Raw genomic sequence first — 17,310 nt, forward strand, 5'->3', positions numbered from 1 at the left:
ATGTTTAAAGACATTTTTGATATAAAACCTATTAGCTGCTTTCTTGAAAGTTATTTTATTGATCAAGGAATGAATACTGTTGCAGCGGGTTATTTAAATCTAGCAATAAATCTTCTCATCCTTTTTGGGTTAGTCCATTTTATAAATTATATCTTAAGAAGATTTGTAATAGAATCTTTTAAAGCCTTTACCAATAAAACTAAAACCACTTTCGATGATTTCTTAATTAAGAGTAATTTCCCAAAATATGTAGGGAGAATTATTCCTATTCTCGTCGTCTATGCTACTATTCCTGTTATTCTTATAGATCATCAATTCGTCTTAAAAGTTGTCATTTTCTTAACCAACCTCTATATAATAATTTTGGTGGTTTGGATTTTTAGGAGTTTACTTCGTACCAGTAAGAATTATCTAAAGACCAGAGAAGAATATTTTGATAAACCCCTAGATAGTTACATGCAGGTACTTATGATCTTTATTTGGATCGTGGGTATTATGTTTGTTTTTTCTGAAATAACAGGGAAATCTGTTATTAATTTTGCTATCTCTTTAGGTGCTGCATCTGCAGTTATCTTATTGATCTTTAAGGATACAATCATGGGATTTGTTGCGTCTATTCAGGTTTCAGTAAATGATATTGTGCGTATTGGAGACTGGATTACCTTTAGTAAATATGGAGCAGATGGAGATGTAACCGAAATTAATCTTGCAACAGTTCGTGTACAGAATTTTGATAATACTTTTACCACAATTCCAACTTATAGTTTAATTGCAGATTCTTTTCAAAACTGGCGAGGAATGCTAGAATCACCTGGTAGACGTATAAAGCGAGCTATCAATATCAAACAAAATTCCGTGAAATTTGTGACTTTAGAAGATCTAGAGAAACTTAAATCAATTACTCTTATTGCCCCTTATTTGGAACATCGCCAAAAGGAAGTAAATAAATACAACAAAAAAAATAATGTAGACACCACGCTTCCTATAAACGGAAGAAATCAAACTAATTTAGGGATTTTTAGAAAATATGCCGATGCGTATTTACATGATCATCCGGGTATAAATAAAGAATTATATCTAATGGTTAGACACTTATCTCCAACTCCTCAGGGAATTCCCTTAGAGATCCTATGTTTTAGTAGTGATAAACGTTGGGAAAATTATGAATATATTGCTGCCGATATTTTTGATCATTTAATCGCAGCATTACCCTATTTTGGTCTTCAACTTTTTGAAGCCCCTTCTGGAGATGATCTAAAGTTTTTAGCAAATAATATGCATCAGAATACAACTACCAATAAACAAGTACAACCAAACATCTAAACTAACTAATGAAATTAAAACCCTTCTTACAAGGTTTTGGCCTATTTGCCATCTTGTTAACACTAATACCAATCGCTGCGGCAGATTTCTGGTGGATTAGAATGTTCGATTATCCACATACGCAATTAACCATACTTACTTTTGTGGCTTTGGTTGTTTATTTTATGAGGTTTGATGTAAAATGGATAAAGGATTATGTTTTTGTTAGTGTTTTGCTTGCCTGTTTTGTTTTTCAGTTATACAAAGTATATCCCTATTTACCCCACACTTCTTATGAAGTTGGGGAAGCAGAAAACACTATTGACAATGAAAATGCATTTAAATTTTATGCAGCTAACGTATTGCAAAAGAATACGAATCCAAATCTTTTGATTGAAGAAATCAAAACAATAGATCCAGATATTATTCTTCTTACTGAAACAGATACTCGTTGGATGAATGATGTTGCAGATGTGGTTTCCAAGTATAAGTATAAAGTAGAAATTCCGATAGATAATACTTATGGGATGCTTTTATATTCTAAGCTTAAATTAAAAAATCCACAGAAAAAGTTTTTGGTAGATGATAGTATTCCTTCAATTCAAACTATAGTTAAATTGAGGTCTGGTAAGGAGATCATGTTGTATGCAATTCACCCTACACCACCTATGCCACAGGAAAATCCAAATTCTACAGATAGAGATGGAGAAATGATGATAGTTGCTAAAAAGGCCTTAAATCGCAAAATGCCAGTAATTATAGCTGGAGATTTTAATGATGTTGCTTGGTCTGGAAGCAGCAAATTATTCAGAAAGGTAAGCACCCTTTTGGATGTGAGGGTTGGAAGAGGTTTTTATAACACTTTTGATGCTACCAGTTTTATAATGAAATGGCCCCTAGATCAATTCTTTGTTTCTGAAGAGTTTAAAGTAATTAAACTTGAAAAAGGAAAAGATATAGATTCAGATCACCTTCCGTTTTATGTGGAATTAAGTCTTGAACCAAAGGATGCCGAAGAACAAGAATCCGAGAAACCAACTGAAGGTCAATTGGAAAATGCGAACGACCAAATTAAGGACGCTAAGGAAGAACAAAAAGAGAAGAAAAAGAACGGGGAATAATCTCTTTTATAACAAATTGACCACATTCACTTATTTGAAAAAATAAATGAATGTGGTTTTTTTATTAACTTCAATCCCTAATTGATAGCATAAGCCATTTAATTCTATAATAAATGCAAGAAAGTACTAAAAACACCTTAAGCTTACAGGAATCATTCACTCACTTTTATGATGGTTTAATTGCGCAATTGCCGGGAATCGGATTGGGATTATTAATTATAATCTTAGGGGTTTTAATAGGGTCTTGGATCGGGAATTTTGCTAGAACAAGGATCTCAAAACGTACAAACGATCCTTTAATGAGCAAATTCTTAGGGAAAACAATTAAAATTATAGCACTCATTATTGCTATAATGTTGGCTTTGAGAGTAGCCGGTTTAGGTGGTATAGCCACCGCTATTCTTACTGCTGCTGGTGCTAGTGCAATAATATTTGGTTTCGCATTTAAGGATATTGGAGAGAATTTTATAGCTGGGGTTATACTAGCTTTTAATAGACCATTTAATGTTCACGATACCGTGGAAATTGGAGAAAACATTGGAAAGGTAAAAACCTTGGAATTTAGATACACCAAGCTAAAAACCTTCGATGGAAAAGATGTATATATCCCAAATAGTGATGTTTTAACCAAGCCTGTAACAAATTACACGGAAGATGGATTCTTTAGATGGAGTTTTGTAATTGGAATTGCTTATGAGGATAATATTGAAGGAGCCAAGAAAACCGTAATGGAGGCTTTGAGAAAACAACCCAATGTTATTGAAGATGAAGAGCATATAAATTTTGTGATTGAAGACGAATTAGCTACAAGCACTGTTAATCTAAAAGTGTTCTTTTGGGTAGATACGTTCGATTTTAGAAGAATGGCACTTATAACCAAAGGAAATGTAGTTAGAGCTGTAAAAGAAGCTTTGGAAGACAATGGATATTATATGCCTGCAGATATTCAAGAGATCAAGATCTATGGAGGTAATAAAGATGTGGATCTTCCAATAAGACTTTCCAATCCACCAAAAGATAAAATTGGAGATAAAAAAGACTAATCCTTAAGCCTGTCTTTTACAAACTCGATCTCAGACTTCCCGTGAGCTTGTGGTTTTCCATTTTTATCCAAGCTAACCATAACAATATTTTCGATAGAAATTATCGTTTCTCTTGTCATCTTATTACGCACCTCACAACGCAAGGTTAAAGAGGCATTGCCAAATTTCACTACATCTATCCCAATTTCAATAATATCACCCTGAACTGCTGAACTTTGAAAATTAATTTCACTCATGAATTTGGTAACTACTTTTGGGTTTTCTAGTTGAATAATAGAATATAGGGCACATTCTTCGTCTATCCACTCTAACAATCTACCCCCAAATAAGGAAGCATTAGGATTAAGATCTTGTGGTTTTACCCATTTTCTAGTATGAAATCTCATATTATTTTTTTTATAAATTATAATCCTGAAGATACTTCTTTGCATCTTCAATAATCTTGGAATGATCAAAAGCTAGTTCTGGTAGTTCATCTAAACTAAACCAATCTGCTTCTTTGGCATCATCCCCCGCTTTTATTTTAACTTCTTTATTTAGTTTGCCAATAAAGGCAATTGAAATTGTTCTGCCCCGTGGATCCCGATTCAAATCGCCGTAGGTTTTCAGTTGATTTAAAACTTCTACTTCTAATCCTGTTTCTTCCAGTAATTCTCGTTTTGCTCCTTCTTTTAAATTTTCGGTTTCTTCAAGAAAACCGCCAGGCAAAGCCCAGCTATTTTTAAAAGGGTCGTTCTTCCGTTTAATTAATAGAATTCTGGCTGAAGATAGTAAATCCTTAAGTATTACTGTATCTACAGTAATTGCTATTTCTTGTCTCATTTAGATTAATTTGTGTTTAGCATAGCTGGTTAAATCAAGAACCTCGGGGCAGGTCTCAGGGAATTAAACACTCAATGAGGGATTAAATAAAGAAGTCGATTGAAATGGTTCTACTGCTTGTATTGTTGATTCATCGTTACTTCCCTTATATAATTGATTTGATACTGGATGAGCACGAAACTCATCACTTATAAATCCCTTTTTTACCAAATCAGAAATCACACTTTTAGACTGATCCATCAATATCCATTCTTCCCGTAAACGAGGATCAAGTACTAAGGGCATTCGTTTCTGTTTATTATGAATTTCAGCAAAGAAATTATTTGCTTCGGTAGTTACTAAACTCACATAATAATCATCATGGATTTTGGAATATATTCCAGCTATAGTTAGTATTTCCCTATCAAAAACAGAGTTCCCATCAGGAATATAACAGAAATAAGGTTGTTGAATTTTCGAAGAATAATAATGAGGCTCAAAAAAACCATCAAACAAGATCCAACATCGTTCATTGATCACGTGATCTTTAAAAGATTTGGTTTCATATAAATCTTCTCCCCTTGCATTATTGGTATATTGTTTTCCGCTTAAAAATCCTTGAGAGTCGTTTTTTTTCCAATCTGGAACCAATCCCCAAATAGCTTCCTTAATTACATTGGGTTCATCTTGGGCAACAATATATACCTTGGGATTCGCGAAAGCATTTATATTATAGGACGGAGTATATTGGACCTTCTTTTTGAAATTTCTAGAGATCCTATCCTCTATTCTCCTCTCCTCAGCCGCTATACTTCCCTTATAACACATACGAATTCCGGTTTGAATTTTTAAAATTAAATATTCTAAGGACTCTTTGTCCTGATTACTTAATATAAACTGTTTTCTTATTTACAAATTCTCTTATTCCATGAATAGACAACTCTCTCCCGTACCCGGATATTTTGGTTCCTCCAAAAGGCAATCTGGGGTCGCTTTTTACCAGCTCATTTATAAACACTGCTCCATCATCAAATTGAGGACATATCTTTTCAGCGAATTCTAGGTCTTCTGTAAATACCGACACTCCCAATCCAAAATCTGATGAATTCACCAGTTCTACAGCCTTTTTTTCATCTTTAAATATAGTTACAGAAATTACAGGTCCAAAAGTCTCTTCTTTGAACACCGTCATTTCTTTAGTAACACCCGTTAAAATTGTTGGCTCGTAATAAGTACCATTTCTAACACCTCCTAAATGAATCTTTGCTCCTTGTTTTACAGATTCTGACACTTGTTTCTCAAGATCTTCTGCAAGATCTTCGCGTGCTAAGACTCCAATATAAGTCTTCTCATCCATAGGATCTCCACTTTTCAACTCTCTTACCTGCTTGGAGAAAAGCTCCAAAAACTCTTCTGCAATAGAATCTTGTAATAAAAGTCTTTTTCCCGCAATACAACTTTGTCCTGTATTCTGATATCTGGCTTGTACACAAGTAGCTACCGTTTTTTTAATATCGGCATCTTTAAAAACTACTAATGCATTGCTACCTCCTAACTCTAAAACAGATTTTTTTATCTCTTCTCCTGCTACTGAAGCCACAGAACTACCTGCGGGTTTACTTCCTGTTAATGTAACCGCTTTAACTCTTTTATCTCTGATTATATCTTCTACTTTATTACTGCCGATTGGTAAATTTTGAAAGCATCCCTTTGGAAAACCTGCGCGTTCAAATATCTTCTGAATATTTTCTCCAGATTGCATCACATTACTGGCGTGTTTTAATACTCCGATATTCCCTGCCATTAATGCAGGAGCTGCAAACCTAAATACTTGCCAAAAAGGATAATTCCAAGGCATTACAGCCAAAACAATTCCTATGGGTTCAAAAGAAGTATAGCTCTTTCTGGCATCTGTTTTAATAGTTTCTTTGGATAAATGCCTTTCTGCATTTTCAGCATAATATTCACACACCCAAGCACATTTTTCAACTTCTGCAATTGCCTGAGTAATTGGCTTTCCCATTTCTAAAGTAATGGTTTCGGCGTATTCCTGCTTATTCTTTTTTAGTTCTGCTGCTGCAGCCATCATTAATTTAGAGCGCTCACTGAATGAAGTTTGTTTCCAGCTTTGGAATCTCTTATCAGCAACATCTAATGCTTCATCTATATCTTTCTTGGTAAATTCTTTGATACTGGCTACTTCCTCACCATTATAGGGGTTTCTGGATACAATCATAACTTTTTTTTCAATTTGATTAAAGATAAAAAATAACCAAGCAAAGGAATAAGCGATTAAGAGACTTTTAACTGTGTATTTGTTTATAAATCGGTTCAAAAGTTGACTAAGCAATTAAAAAAACAGCATTTATTTTAATTAAATTTAATAAACTTAAAAACTATGAATCATCGAGATAATGAATTGCCTCGTCTTAGACCAGAAATTCCATCGGCAAGAGTTTCAGAAAAAATGAGTCTGGAGGAACAATTCCAAAACAAAACGCTCCGCCCAGTTATTAAACTTCAAAACGAACTTTTTGTAGAAGTATTCAGGAACTACATTAAGAAACACAAAAACAGTTTTCACGCATATTCTGTGGAAAAGAAATTGAGTTTTATTGAAAATGCTATTCAGAGGGATATCAAATTCAGAAATAACCTAAAAGGTATCGTTATTGGCCAATTTACTGTGGAAGAATATTTACTTTATATAGAAAATTCTTCTGCTTTAAATAAGAGGATGATGAATATTGTTAAAGAACGAATGTTTAGCAATATCCAACTACTAGAACAAGAAATGGCGTACTAACAGTCCTAAAAGGATAGTTATTGTAAAGCTTATTAAAGTTCCTATAAGCACATATTCTGTTTGCTTTCGAGCTCCGGTTTCAGATTTATCGCTAAATCTCAAGATGGACTTGGCAGCGATCAAAAATCCTATTGCAGAGAAATTATTGGTTAGAATAAAGGTGAGTACCAGGATCCGTTCAAAAATACCAATGTATCGTCCGGCATCATCTAGACTGTTCTTATTATTGGTTTCTTTAATTTCGTTTTGCCATTTCTTGGTTGCTTTTCCTATTAAGAAACCCGCTGGAAAGATCACAAATATATAAACTCCAATAATTGCTAGTAGAGTTATAGAATTAAAAATTTCTTTTAGAAATGGGAGAATATTAGAAAATCCATTTATTAGGTATAGCCATACCCCCACTATTATTATTAAATGAAAGAGCTGATCTAGAATAAAAAACTTGAGGTTATCTTTTTTCTGATTTAGTTTCCACCAATCTATTAAAAAATGGGTGCTACTAATAATTAATCCAATATACCACCATTCCAATTTCTGAAGAAAAAGTACTGTTAATACTCCTGCTAGCAAAACATGGATAATCAAAAAATAAGATTTTACCTTATACTTTCTTTTATGTTTTATCCAACTATTTGGTTGTAATACAAAATCTGTTAAGAGATGGGCCAGTAGTAATTGTATTAAAATGAGCATATTATCTTCTGTTTACTAAATTATTTGTGATCACGGCTCTATACCTATCTAATAAAACTGAAATCGCATCCCAACCTGCTGCCTTTTTACGTTGATTTACGGCAGACTGACTAATATTGATGGCTGCAGCCACTTCCCGTTCTTTAAGATCTTTTAAAAGATAGTAAACCACCTCGGCAGATGCTGTACTCCATTTATCAGTAATGGTATCTAATAGCAATAAAGAGGTGTTAAACTCGTCATTTATCTCTTCAGAATCTGTCTTTAATTTAGTTTTTCTGTTTTCAGTTTTCATTTCATCTAAACTGCGTCCCGAAAATTGAAAAGCGGGACCATTAGATTCAGAAATTGCTTCTCGTTCTAAGTCTTGCTCTCCAATTCCAATGGCTATCTTAAAATCGGCTATTTTAGAATATGCTTTATTCTTAAGCGTTTCCTTGAAATGAATTCTGTTTATGGCTGTTTTAATTTGTAGTGCTATTTTGAGGGCATCTTCAGGATTTTTAATAATTCCTTGAAAACTATCTCCCCTATATATCTGAAGCCGTACCTCCTCTTGCTTATATTCCTGTGTAATGGCTTCGAACTCTTGCTTAAGAGTATCTAGTACTTCTTGTAGCACTTTTTCTTCATAAAGAGAAGAATCTATCAAATCTGCTGTTAAAACTGCTATCATAACTTCAAATATATAAATTTTATTAGTCTGAAACCTTATAAATGTAAAATATTAGTCTGCAGACTTATAAAGTATCAATATAAGCTTACAGACTTATAATTATAAACAATGAAAGTTCAGCTATTTATTAAAATTTTGCAAATAATTATATCAGTTAAAACCTGATACTTACTTTTAATTAAAACTATAAAAATGATACCAAATAAAACCCAATTATTCAATAATTGCTTGGATGCTGTGAACAAGCAAATACAACGTTACAAAGCAGAAATGGATACTATAAAAGAATCTATGGTAGCGAATGATGTACATACAGATTATGATGAAGAAGGAAGTAAAGGAGAATTATTAGGTGACTTTGAAAAGTATGCCAAATACCTAGATACTGCTCAAACAATGAAACTCACTCTCACTAAAATAGATAGGGAACACTACAGTGAATCAATAAAATTTGGGAGCATTATCGAAACTGAAAAAAGATATTATTTTATTGCCTGTGCCTTAGGAGAAATCAAAATGGAAGATGGCAGTAGTGTCTATGTGATTTCTACTGAAGCTCCTATTTATGAAAAAATAAAAGGTAAAAAAGCCGGTGACACTTTTATGTTAAATGAAAAGGAAATAGAAATTATTGAAGTACGCTAGCTAGCTATTCCGGATATTCTATTCTTAAATGAAAAATATTCTTGAGTTTTTGTTTTAATATCTTTTTAATTAGCTGGATCTCTTTAAAGGTGATATTTGCATTTAAGAACTGAGCTTCATCCATTTGCTTATTGATGATCCTTTCTACAAAATCATCGATTTTAGCAGCGGTTGGCTCCTTTAAACTTTTACTAGCTGCTTCTACACTATCACACATCATTAAAATTGCAGTCTCTTTACTAAAAGGAATTGGACCAGGGTATCTAAAATCTAATGTAGAAACCTTATCGTTCATTTCCTTTTCTTTCATATAAAAGAAATACACCAAAGAAGTTCCATGATGGGTTCTAATAAAATCTATAACCCTATCTGGGAGATTGTTTTTTCTGGCTATTTCAATTCCATGTATCACATGATCTATAATTACTTCAGCACTTTCTGCTGGAGATAGTTCGTCATGAGAATTCACAGAACTGGTTTGGTTTTCAGAAAAATAAGTAGGGTTTTCCATTTTACCAATATCATGATACAAGGCTCCTACCCTAGCCAACATAGCGTTTGCTCCAATTTCATTTGCAGCAGCTTCAGCCAAGTTTGCAACATTCAGAGAATGATGAAAAGTCCCAGGTGCCTTCTCTGCTAATTCCTTAAGAAGTTTAGAATTGGTATCAGATAATTCTAAAAGTGACATGTCTGAAACCAATCCGAAGAGTTTTTCATATATATAAATAAGCGGCTGCACGAACAAGGTTGCCAATCCGCCTAAAATAAAAGTAAGGAACATTTCAGAATTGAGGTCCTGTATATTTCCCTCCTGAATAATAGTAAAAGCAAAATAAACAAGGATATAAATAAAGGTTATTTGCCCTACTGAAATAAACAAATTAGCTCTTTTATACAATTCTGAAACCGTAAGTATAGTTACTATCCCAGCGATGATCTGAAGGAACATATATTCGTAGCTATTGGGAACTACAAAACCTAAAATAAGAACAGTAATTACATGGGTGAATAAACCCAATCTGGAATCAAAAAAAGCTTTTAAGGTTAATGGCAGTATACAAAGCGGAACAATATAGACGTATTTCGCTTCAAAATTTACAACTAGTGTGGTTAGAAACACCATCAAAAAAATATTGAAGAAAATAAATGAAACCTTTACATTGTTATCAAAAATATCTCTTCTATTTCTCCTTATAAACAATAGTAGCATCAGCAAAGCGAGACAAACTAAGATACTGTAACCAAATAAGATCCAATTATAACTGGAATCACTCCATACTTGAGATTCATATTCAGATTTAAGCGAAGTTAAAATGTCTAAAGTTTCACCTTCTACTATTTCCCCTTTAGAAATTATGATAGTGCCTCTTTCTATACTTCCTCTGGTATAAGAAATGGAACCTAATTTACTATCCAGTTCCTTCTGAGTAAGTTTGGCATCGTAAGTAACATTTGGTTTTATAGTATTATAAAAGAATTCTAATAATTCTGGCTTTAAAGAAGATAAACTACTCTGGTTAATTTGAACATTCAGATATGGGCGAATTTCATCTTGAAGCAATAATTTATCATAGTTAACTTCAAAAGCTTCGTTCCCTCTCTTCAAATAGACCAATTTGTTCACATCGCCTGGTTTGGCTTCAAGTAAAACTCCATATTCATATATATCATCTAAGGCCTTTTCAATAAAATCAGACAACAGCCTTCCTTTTCTTTTTAAAATACTATCTGTAAAAGTTTTCTTTAACTGTTCTGGGACTTTAGACTTCACTTGATCTAACACATTTCCATTAACCGTGTAATAAGGAATATGGTTAGTGTTTATCTGAAGCTTTTCTTTAACTATTTCAGCATCGCTTTTTAAGATAGCAAAATCAAATGGCGCATATAAATTTTCATATTGCCACGGCTTGCCTTTAGTGATCTCGTATTTAAATTTGCCTCCCTTTGGAAGAAGATAAACAATTAAAAACGCCGTGACTATAAATAGAAAAATCTTGTAGAATAAAGCCTGATTTTTGTAAAAGTTGTTTACGAAATTCTTCATGTATTTTGATACTATTTTTCAAATGTAGTAAAAAAACATGGTGCACCTAGAAGCCTTGGTTTGTTCTTGATAAAATCACTAAATTCGCATCAAGAGAAAATTAAAATTTTAAGTTATGAATAAGGAAGTAGTAATTGTAAGCGCTGCAAGAACACCAATAGGAAGTTTCCTAGGTGGATTATCTACAGTATCAGCCACAAAGTTAGGTTCTATCGCAATTCAGGGAGCTTTAAATAAAATAGGCTTAAAGCCAGAAATGGTTGAAGAAGTATTAATGGGAAATGTGGTGCAAGCCGGAGTTGGACAAGCTCCAGCTAGGCAAGCTGCCTTAGGTGCCGGAATTCCGGATACCGTACCATGTACTACTATAAATAAAGTGTGTGCTAGCGGAATGAAAGCAGTAATGCAAGGAGCACAAGCCATTATGTTAGGTGATGCCGATATTATTGTGGCAGGTGGAATGGAAAATATGAGTTTGATACCACATTATATGCATTTAAGATCTGGACATAAATTTGGTCCAGCTACTATGATAGATGGAATGCAAAAAGATGGATTGGTAGATGCTTACGATCACAATGCCATGGGAACATGTGCCGATCTTTGTGCTACAGAGCATAATTTTAGTAGAGAAGATCAGGATGCTTTTGCAGTTCAATCTTATGAGAGATCTGCTAAAGCGTGGAAAGATGGGAAATATGATAATGAAGTTGTTCCTGTAGAAGTTCCACAAAGAAAAGGAGATCCTATAGTAATAAAAGAAGATGAAGAATTCAAGAATGTAAGAATGGATAAGATCTCTTCTTTACGTCCTGCATTTTCTAAAGATGGGACTGTTACAGCAGCAAATGCGTCAACTATTAATGATGGAGCTGGAGCAGTTGTCTTAATGAGCCGTGAAAAAGCAGATGAATTAGGATTAAAAGTATTAGCGAGCATTAAGAGCTTTGCAGATGCAGCACATGAACCAAAATGGTTTACAACTGCACCTTCAAAAGCACTTCCAAAAGCACTAGCCAAAGCTGGTATTTCTCAAGATGATGTAGACTTTTTTGAATTTAACGAAGCTTTTGCCGTTGTTGGATTGGCAAATATGAAGATCTTAGGTCTTACAGATAAAAATACCAATGTAAATGGTGGAGCTGTTTCTTTGGGACATCCTCTTGGATGTTCTGGGGTTAGAATCATTATAACTCTACTGAATGTTTTAGAACAGAATAACGCTAAAACCGGAGCTGCTGCAATTTGCAACGGAGGTGGTGGAGCATCTGCAATTGTAATTCAGAGAGACTAAGTTAAATTAGCAAGCTTTAATTAATGCAATACGGAATATGCAACTTAAGTATTGTGCCGGTTAGAATCCAACCGGCCGATGCTTCCGAAATGGTTACCCAGCTCTTGTATGGGGAATATTTTAAAGTCCTTGAAGAACGCGGTAAATGGAGCCGAATTCGTATTGCTTTCGATTCTTACGAAGGTTGGATAGATAACCGACAATTTATTAAGGTAGAAGAATCAATTTATTTTGATCTTTCTTCTGAAGAAAGAAGGTATTCCGCAGACCTCATCGAATTCCTTACAGATGAATCTGAAGGTCTTACAACCATAGCTTTAGGATCTGTACTTAATAGTAATAAGCCACTTAAAAATACTTTTGATGGTAGTAGTATTTCCGGAATAAAAGAAAAAACCAATTTGGTAAAAACTGCGCTTTTGTACCTCAACGCACCTTATATGTGGGGTGGGAAAACTCCTTTTGGAATAGATTGTAGTGGGCTTACCCAAATGGTTTATATGCTTAATGGTTATTCTTTATTAAGAGATGCCTCCCAACAAGCTGCACAAGGAGAAGCCTTAAGTTTTATAGAGGAAAGTGAACCTGGAGATCTTGCCTTTTTCGATAATTCTGAGGGGAAGATCACTCATGTGGGTATTATTATGCATGATAATTATATTATCCATGTAAATGGAAAAGTAAGAATAGATAGAATAGATCACTCTGGTATTTTTAATACTGAATTGAAAAGGCATACGCATCAACTGAGAGTAATTAAAAAGATCATTTAAACATCTTAGGCTATTGATAAGGTGTATTCTAGAATCTCATTTTAATTTCACATTGTTATAAGCTGCTTCAAAAACTATATATGTTTCATTTTAAAATCTAAATGAGATCCTGAAATAAATTCAGGATGAGGTGCGCCATAAAGTGTCATTATTTATTCCCTGCAATATCTGCAAACTTTTAAAGTGTCTAAAAACTTAAGCATAAAAAAAGGCTGTCAATTATGACAGCCTTTTTTTATGCAGAATATAAATTCTTATTTATTTTCTTGAGCAGATAATTTTGCTTTTAATGCATCTGCTTTTTCATTTTCTCCTAATTGATAGTAGATATTCATAGTAGTTCTAATAGCTTCTATATTCTCAGCATCATTTTCCATTACTGTTTCTAAATATGGAAGTGCTTTTCTGTAAACATCTTTACGTTTTTCAGCAAGCTCATCATATTTCTTAGTATCAGCCTTGCTCATTCCTAAGGTATTCATCTCTTCAACAATTTTAGCTTCGTTAGCTAATATTGCAGCAGCAATATTTAAACGAGCTTCAGTCATCTCTGGATTATATTTTAAAGCTTTTTCGTAATAAGCAATTGCCCCATCACTATCTCCCATTTCAAAAGCCGTAACTCCTAAGTTGTAATATAGATTACCATTAGTTGGGTCTTTAGCAACAATTTGTTCCATAAGTTCTTTATACTTATCCTTTTTACCCATTCTGTAATACATATCCGCTTCGGTTTGCATTAATGAAGTGTCGTCAGGATTAGCCTCTTTTGCAGCTTCTAATGCGCTAACTGCCTCTTCTTCTCTACCTTGCTCAATATATATTAAAGCGATATTCTTAGTGATCTCTCCTGCTTTAGAAGGTGCAACTCTATCTTCTGGATTGATATACTCACCAGTTTTAACCATTAAGTCGCGTTGTGTTTTTGGCATAGCCTCTTCTTCACCGGTAGTCTTATTAATTGCTAAATATTCGGTTTCAATACCTGTATATCCTAGATCTTTAAGATCTTCATAGTATTTAAGAGCTGTATCATAATTTTTTGCAGTTACTGCATTAGAAGCCGCAAAATATAGATATAAGGTATCCTTAGGGTTCAATTGATATCCTGCATAAAGTTTCTCTGCAGCCATATCATATTTCTCAGCATTCTGATCATTGATTGCACTTTGGATTAAACTATTAGTAATACCAGCTAAACCTTGAGCAGCAGCTTCCGCATTTCCTAACTCTTCAGCTTTTTTGAAAGCTTCTGAAGCAGTCATAAGGTCTTTTACAGAAGTTCCTTCTCCTGTGCCTAAATATGCTTGACCTTTATAAACGTAAAAGTCTTCTTTAACATTATCATTAGCATCACCTAACATAGATTCTGCTTCAGTTAATAAAGATTTTGCTTCCGCATAACTTCCTTTTTCAATCGCCTTACCGGCATCGCGAACTTCTTTTTTCTGGGCTATCGCAACTACTGAAAGTAAAGATAAGCCTATTGATAAAATATTCTTTTTCATTCTAATTTAGATTTTTGTTAGTTATTCATCTTCATTATTGTCTGCAATAGTTGTGCCATCAGAATTTTCATCACTGATATCAGTATCTGTCAGCTCTTCAAGTAATTCTACTACTTCTTCATCATCCTTCATTACTTTGGCAACCGCCGCAATAGCATCATTACTTTTAAGATTAATAAGTCGAACCCCTTGTGTAGCTCTACCCATAACTCTTAGATTATCTACACTCATTCTAATAGCAAGTCCAGATCTATTAATGATCATAAGATCATCGCTATCACTTACGTTCTTAATAGCTACTAATTCCCCGGTCTTTTCTGTTACTGAAATTGTTTTCACTCCCTTACCACCACGATTTGTAATTCGATAGTCATCAAGTTTTGAACGTTTTCCATAACCATTGGCAGAAACTACTAAAATATCAGTATCCATTTCGTTTACAGCGATCATACCAATAACTTCATCATCATCACTAGCTAAAGTAATACCTCTAACCCCTGAGGCATTTCTCCCCATTGGTCTGGTTTTTTCTTCCTCAAATCTAATGGCTTTACCACTTTTAATTGCCAACATAACATGGCTGTTTCCTGTAGTAAGCTTAGCTTCTAAAAGCTCATCATCTTCGCGAATGGTAATTGCATTAATACCGTTTATTCTAGGTCTAGAGTATTGCTCTAAAGAAGTTTTCTTAACCTGACCTTTCTTGGTAGCCATGATCACAAAGTGACTATTTATATACTCTTCATCTTTGAGGTCTTGAGTATTAATAAATGCTTTCACCTTATCGTCTGGTTCAATATTTATTAAATTCTGAATAGCTCTACCCTTAGATGTTTTACTTCCTTCAGGAATTTCATAAACACGCATCCAATAACATTTCCCTTTCTGAGTAAAGAAGATCATGTATTGATGATTGGTTCCTGTAAACAAATGTTCTAGGAAATCTTCGTTTCTAGTGGTAGATCCTTTTTGACCTACTCCTCCTCTATTCTGAGTTTTGTATTCTGTAAGTGATGTCCTTTTAATATAACCTGCATGAGATATAGTAATTACCACTTGTTCATCTGGTATCATATCTTCTATACTAAGATCTCCACCTGCATATTCTATAACAGATCTACGCTCATCTCCATATTTGCTCTTGATCTCCAACAACTCATCTGTAATAACCTGCATACGACGATCTTTTCTATCAAGAATATCCTTAAGGTCTTCAATAGTTTTAATGATCTCATCATATTCTGAACGTAATTTATCTTGTTCCAGACCTGTAAGTTGTCTCAATCGCATTTCTACGATTGCTTTTGCCTGAAGTTCAGATAAACTAAAACGCTCAATCAATTTAGATCGAGCTTCTTCTCCATTACTAGATGATCTAATTAAAGCAATCACTTCATCTATATTGTCCGAAGCAATAATTAATCCTTCTAAAATGTGTGCTCTCTCTTCAGCTTTGCGCAACTCATACTGAGTACGTCTTACAACAACTTCATGACGGTGCTCCACAAAATGAACGATCATATCCTTCAAATTCAACATTTCAGGTCGACCTTTTACCAAGGCAATATTATTAACGCTGAAACTGGTTTGAAGTGAGGTATGCTTAAAAAGTGTATTTAATACAATATTTGGAATCGCATCACGCTTAAGAATATAAACGATACGCATTCCATTTCTATCTGATTCATCTCGGATAGTAGAAATCCCTTCGATCTTCTTCTCATTAACAAGATCGGCGGTTTTCTTGATCATATCGGCCTTGTTCACCTGATATGGAATCTCTGTTACAATGATCGCTTCCTTACCTTGAACCTCTTCCAAAGTAGATTTTGCACGCATCATCACTCTACCTCTACCCGTTTTAAAGGCTTCACGAACACCATCGTAACCATATATAATACCTCCCGTCGGGAAATCTGGTGCTTTTATATGAGTAATTAACTCATCTATATCAATATCATTGTTCTCAATGTACGCAACCGTACCATCAATAACTTCAGATAGATTATGAGGAGGCATATTGGTTGCCATCCCTACTGCAATTCCACTCGCTCCATTTATCAATAAATTGGGAACTCGCGTAGGCAATACGGTAGGCTCTTCTAAAGTATCATCAAAATTCAATCGGTGGTCTACAGTCTCTTTGTCTATGTCTGCCAACATATCCTCAGCGATCTTACGCATTCTGGCTTCAGTATAACGCATTGCTGCAGGACTATCACCATCTATAGATCCAAAGTTACCTTGACCATCTACAAGCATATATCGTAAACTCCATTCTTGAGCCATACGCACCATAGCATCGTATACAGAAGTATCCCCGTGTGGGTGATACTTACCTAATACTTCCCCTACAATTCTTGCAGATTTCTTGTGAGACCCAGTAGCTCTAATTCCTAATTCATGCATGCCGAACAAAACCCTTCTATGAACAGGTTTTAATCCGTCACGAACATCAGGTAAAGCACGTGACACAATGACCGACATCGAATAATCGATATAAGCCGACTTCATTTCATCTTCAATGTTGATAGGAATTAACTTTTCTCCTTCAGCCATATTAAATATTTTAATTTAGTTTGAAAATATAACGTG

General features: G+C 34.1%; 16 protein-coding genes. 7 read left to right on the forward strand and 9 right to left on the reverse strand.

Annotated elements, in window-relative coordinates; genetic code table 11:
- The 3 genes from ES724_RS02940 (at position 1) to ES724_RS02950 (ending at position 3,466) form a co-directional block, all read left to right on the forward strand.
- A complete protein-coding gene (locus ES724_RS02940; RefSeq protein ID WP_146929354.1) occupies positions 1-1,323 on the forward strand; it encodes a mechanosensitive ion channel family protein in 1,323 nt (440 codons plus the stop codon).
- An 8-nt stretch (positions 1,324-1,331) separates the two neighbouring features.
- Positions 1,332-2,423, forward strand: coding sequence for an endonuclease/exonuclease/phosphatase family protein (locus ES724_RS02945; protein WP_146929357.1), 1,092 nt, complete (start codon positions 1,332-1,334; stop codon positions 2,421-2,423).
- Between the two features lie 113 nt (positions 2,424-2,536).
- Positions 2,537-3,466: a mechanosensitive ion channel family protein gene (locus ES724_RS02950; protein ID WP_146929360.1), complete on the forward strand. Its 930-nt coding sequence runs from the start codon at positions 2,537-2,539 to the stop codon at positions 3,464-3,466.
- Here ES724_RS02950 and ES724_RS02955 read toward each other — a convergent pair.
- The 4 genes from ES724_RS02955 to ES724_RS02970 form a co-directional block, all read right to left on the reverse strand.
- On the reverse strand, positions 3,463-3,852 hold the full coding sequence (locus ES724_RS02955; protein ID WP_026838441.1) for an acyl-CoA thioesterase: 390 nt from the start codon (positions 3,850-3,852) through the stop codon (positions 3,463-3,465). The two genes, ES724_RS02950 and ES724_RS02955, sit on opposite strands and share 4 nt — an antisense overlap.
- 10 nt (positions 3,853-3,862) lie before the next feature.
- Positions 3,863-4,288 carry an NUDIX domain-containing protein gene (locus ES724_RS02960; protein WP_146929363.1) on the reverse strand — a complete coding sequence of 142 codons (426 nt, stop codon included), beginning with the start codon at positions 4,286-4,288 and terminating at the stop codon, positions 3,863-3,865.
- 63 nt (positions 4,289-4,351) lie between these two features.
- Positions 4,352-5,095 carry an SOS response-associated peptidase gene (locus ES724_RS02965; RefSeq protein WP_146929366.1) on the reverse strand — a complete coding sequence of 248 codons (744 nt, stop codon included), beginning with the start codon at positions 5,093-5,095 and terminating at the stop codon, positions 4,352-4,354.
- A 55-nt stretch (positions 5,096-5,150) separates the two neighbouring features.
- Positions 5,151-6,503: an NAD-dependent succinate-semialdehyde dehydrogenase gene (locus tag ES724_RS02970; RefSeq protein ID WP_146929369.1), complete on the reverse strand. Its 1,353-nt coding sequence runs from the start codon at positions 6,501-6,503 to the stop codon at positions 5,151-5,153.
- Positions 6,504-6,665: 162 nt separating this feature from the next.
- Between ES724_RS02970 and ES724_RS02975 the strand changes: the two genes are divergently transcribed.
- The gene (locus ES724_RS02975; protein ID WP_026838437.1) at positions 6,666-7,073 is read left to right on the forward strand and encodes a hypothetical protein; all 408 of its coding nucleotides are present in this window, start codon (positions 6,666-6,668) and stop codon (positions 7,071-7,073) included.
- Here ES724_RS02975 and ES724_RS02980 read toward each other — a convergent pair.
- Positions 7,050-7,769, reverse strand: coding sequence for a DUF3307 domain-containing protein (locus ES724_RS02980; protein WP_146929372.1), 720 nt, complete (start codon positions 7,767-7,769; stop codon positions 7,050-7,052). The two genes, ES724_RS02975 and ES724_RS02980, sit on opposite strands and share 24 nt — an antisense overlap.
- 1 nt (position 7,770) lies before the next feature.
- Positions 7,771-8,445, reverse strand: a complete 675-nt coding sequence (locus ES724_RS02985; RefSeq protein WP_146929375.1) for a SatD family protein — start codon at positions 8,443-8,445, stop codon at positions 7,771-7,773.
- A gap of 192 nt (positions 8,446-8,637) precedes the next feature.
- On the opposite strand from ES724_RS02985, the gene ES724_RS02990 reads away from it, so the two are divergent.
- Positions 8,638-9,090 carry a transcription elongation factor gene (locus tag ES724_RS02990; protein WP_170249842.1) on the forward strand — a complete coding sequence of 151 codons (453 nt, stop codon included), beginning with the start codon at positions 8,638-8,640 and terminating at the stop codon, positions 9,088-9,090.
- Positions 9,091-9,094: 4 nt separating this feature from the next.
- On the opposite strand, the gene ES724_RS02995 is transcribed toward ES724_RS02990, so the two are convergent.
- A complete protein-coding gene (locus ES724_RS02995; RefSeq protein WP_146929381.1) occupies positions 9,095-11,140 on the reverse strand; it encodes an HD family phosphohydrolase in 2,046 nt (681 codons plus the stop codon).
- Between the two features lie 115 nt (positions 11,141-11,255).
- Here ES724_RS02995 and ES724_RS03000 point away from each other — a divergent pair, with 115 nt between their 5' ends.
- Together ES724_RS03000 and ES724_RS03005 are read left to right on the forward strand one after the other, a co-directional pair.
- Positions 11,256-12,434 (forward strand): acetyl-CoA C-acyltransferase, encoded by a 1,179-nt coding sequence (locus ES724_RS03000; RefSeq protein WP_146929384.1) that lies wholly within the window; start codon positions 11,256-11,258, stop codon positions 12,432-12,434.
- 23 nt (positions 12,435-12,457) lie between these two features.
- Complete coding sequence (locus ES724_RS03005) at positions 12,458-13,207, forward strand: C40 family peptidase (RefSeq protein ID WP_146929387.1); 750 nt, start codon at positions 12,458-12,460, stop codon at positions 13,205-13,207.
- 254 nt (positions 13,208-13,461) lie between these two features.
- Here ES724_RS03005 and ES724_RS03010 read toward each other — a convergent pair whose 3' ends face one another.
- The gene (locus ES724_RS03010; RefSeq protein ID WP_146929390.1) at positions 13,462-14,715 is read right to left on the reverse strand and encodes a tetratricopeptide repeat protein; all 1,254 of its coding nucleotides are present in this window, start codon (positions 14,713-14,715) and stop codon (positions 13,462-13,464) included.
- 21 nt (positions 14,716-14,736) lie between these two features.
- A complete protein-coding gene (gene gyrA / locus ES724_RS03015; RefSeq protein ID WP_146929392.1) occupies positions 14,737-17,274 on the reverse strand; it encodes a DNA gyrase subunit A in 2,538 nt (845 codons plus the stop codon).
- Between the last annotated feature and the right edge of the window lie 36 nt (positions 17,275-17,310).

It is taken from the genome of Gillisia hiemivivida, assembly GCF_007997295.1.
Taxonomy (GTDB): domain Bacteria; phylum Bacteroidota; class Bacteroidia; order Flavobacteriales; family Flavobacteriaceae; genus Gillisia; species Gillisia hiemivivida.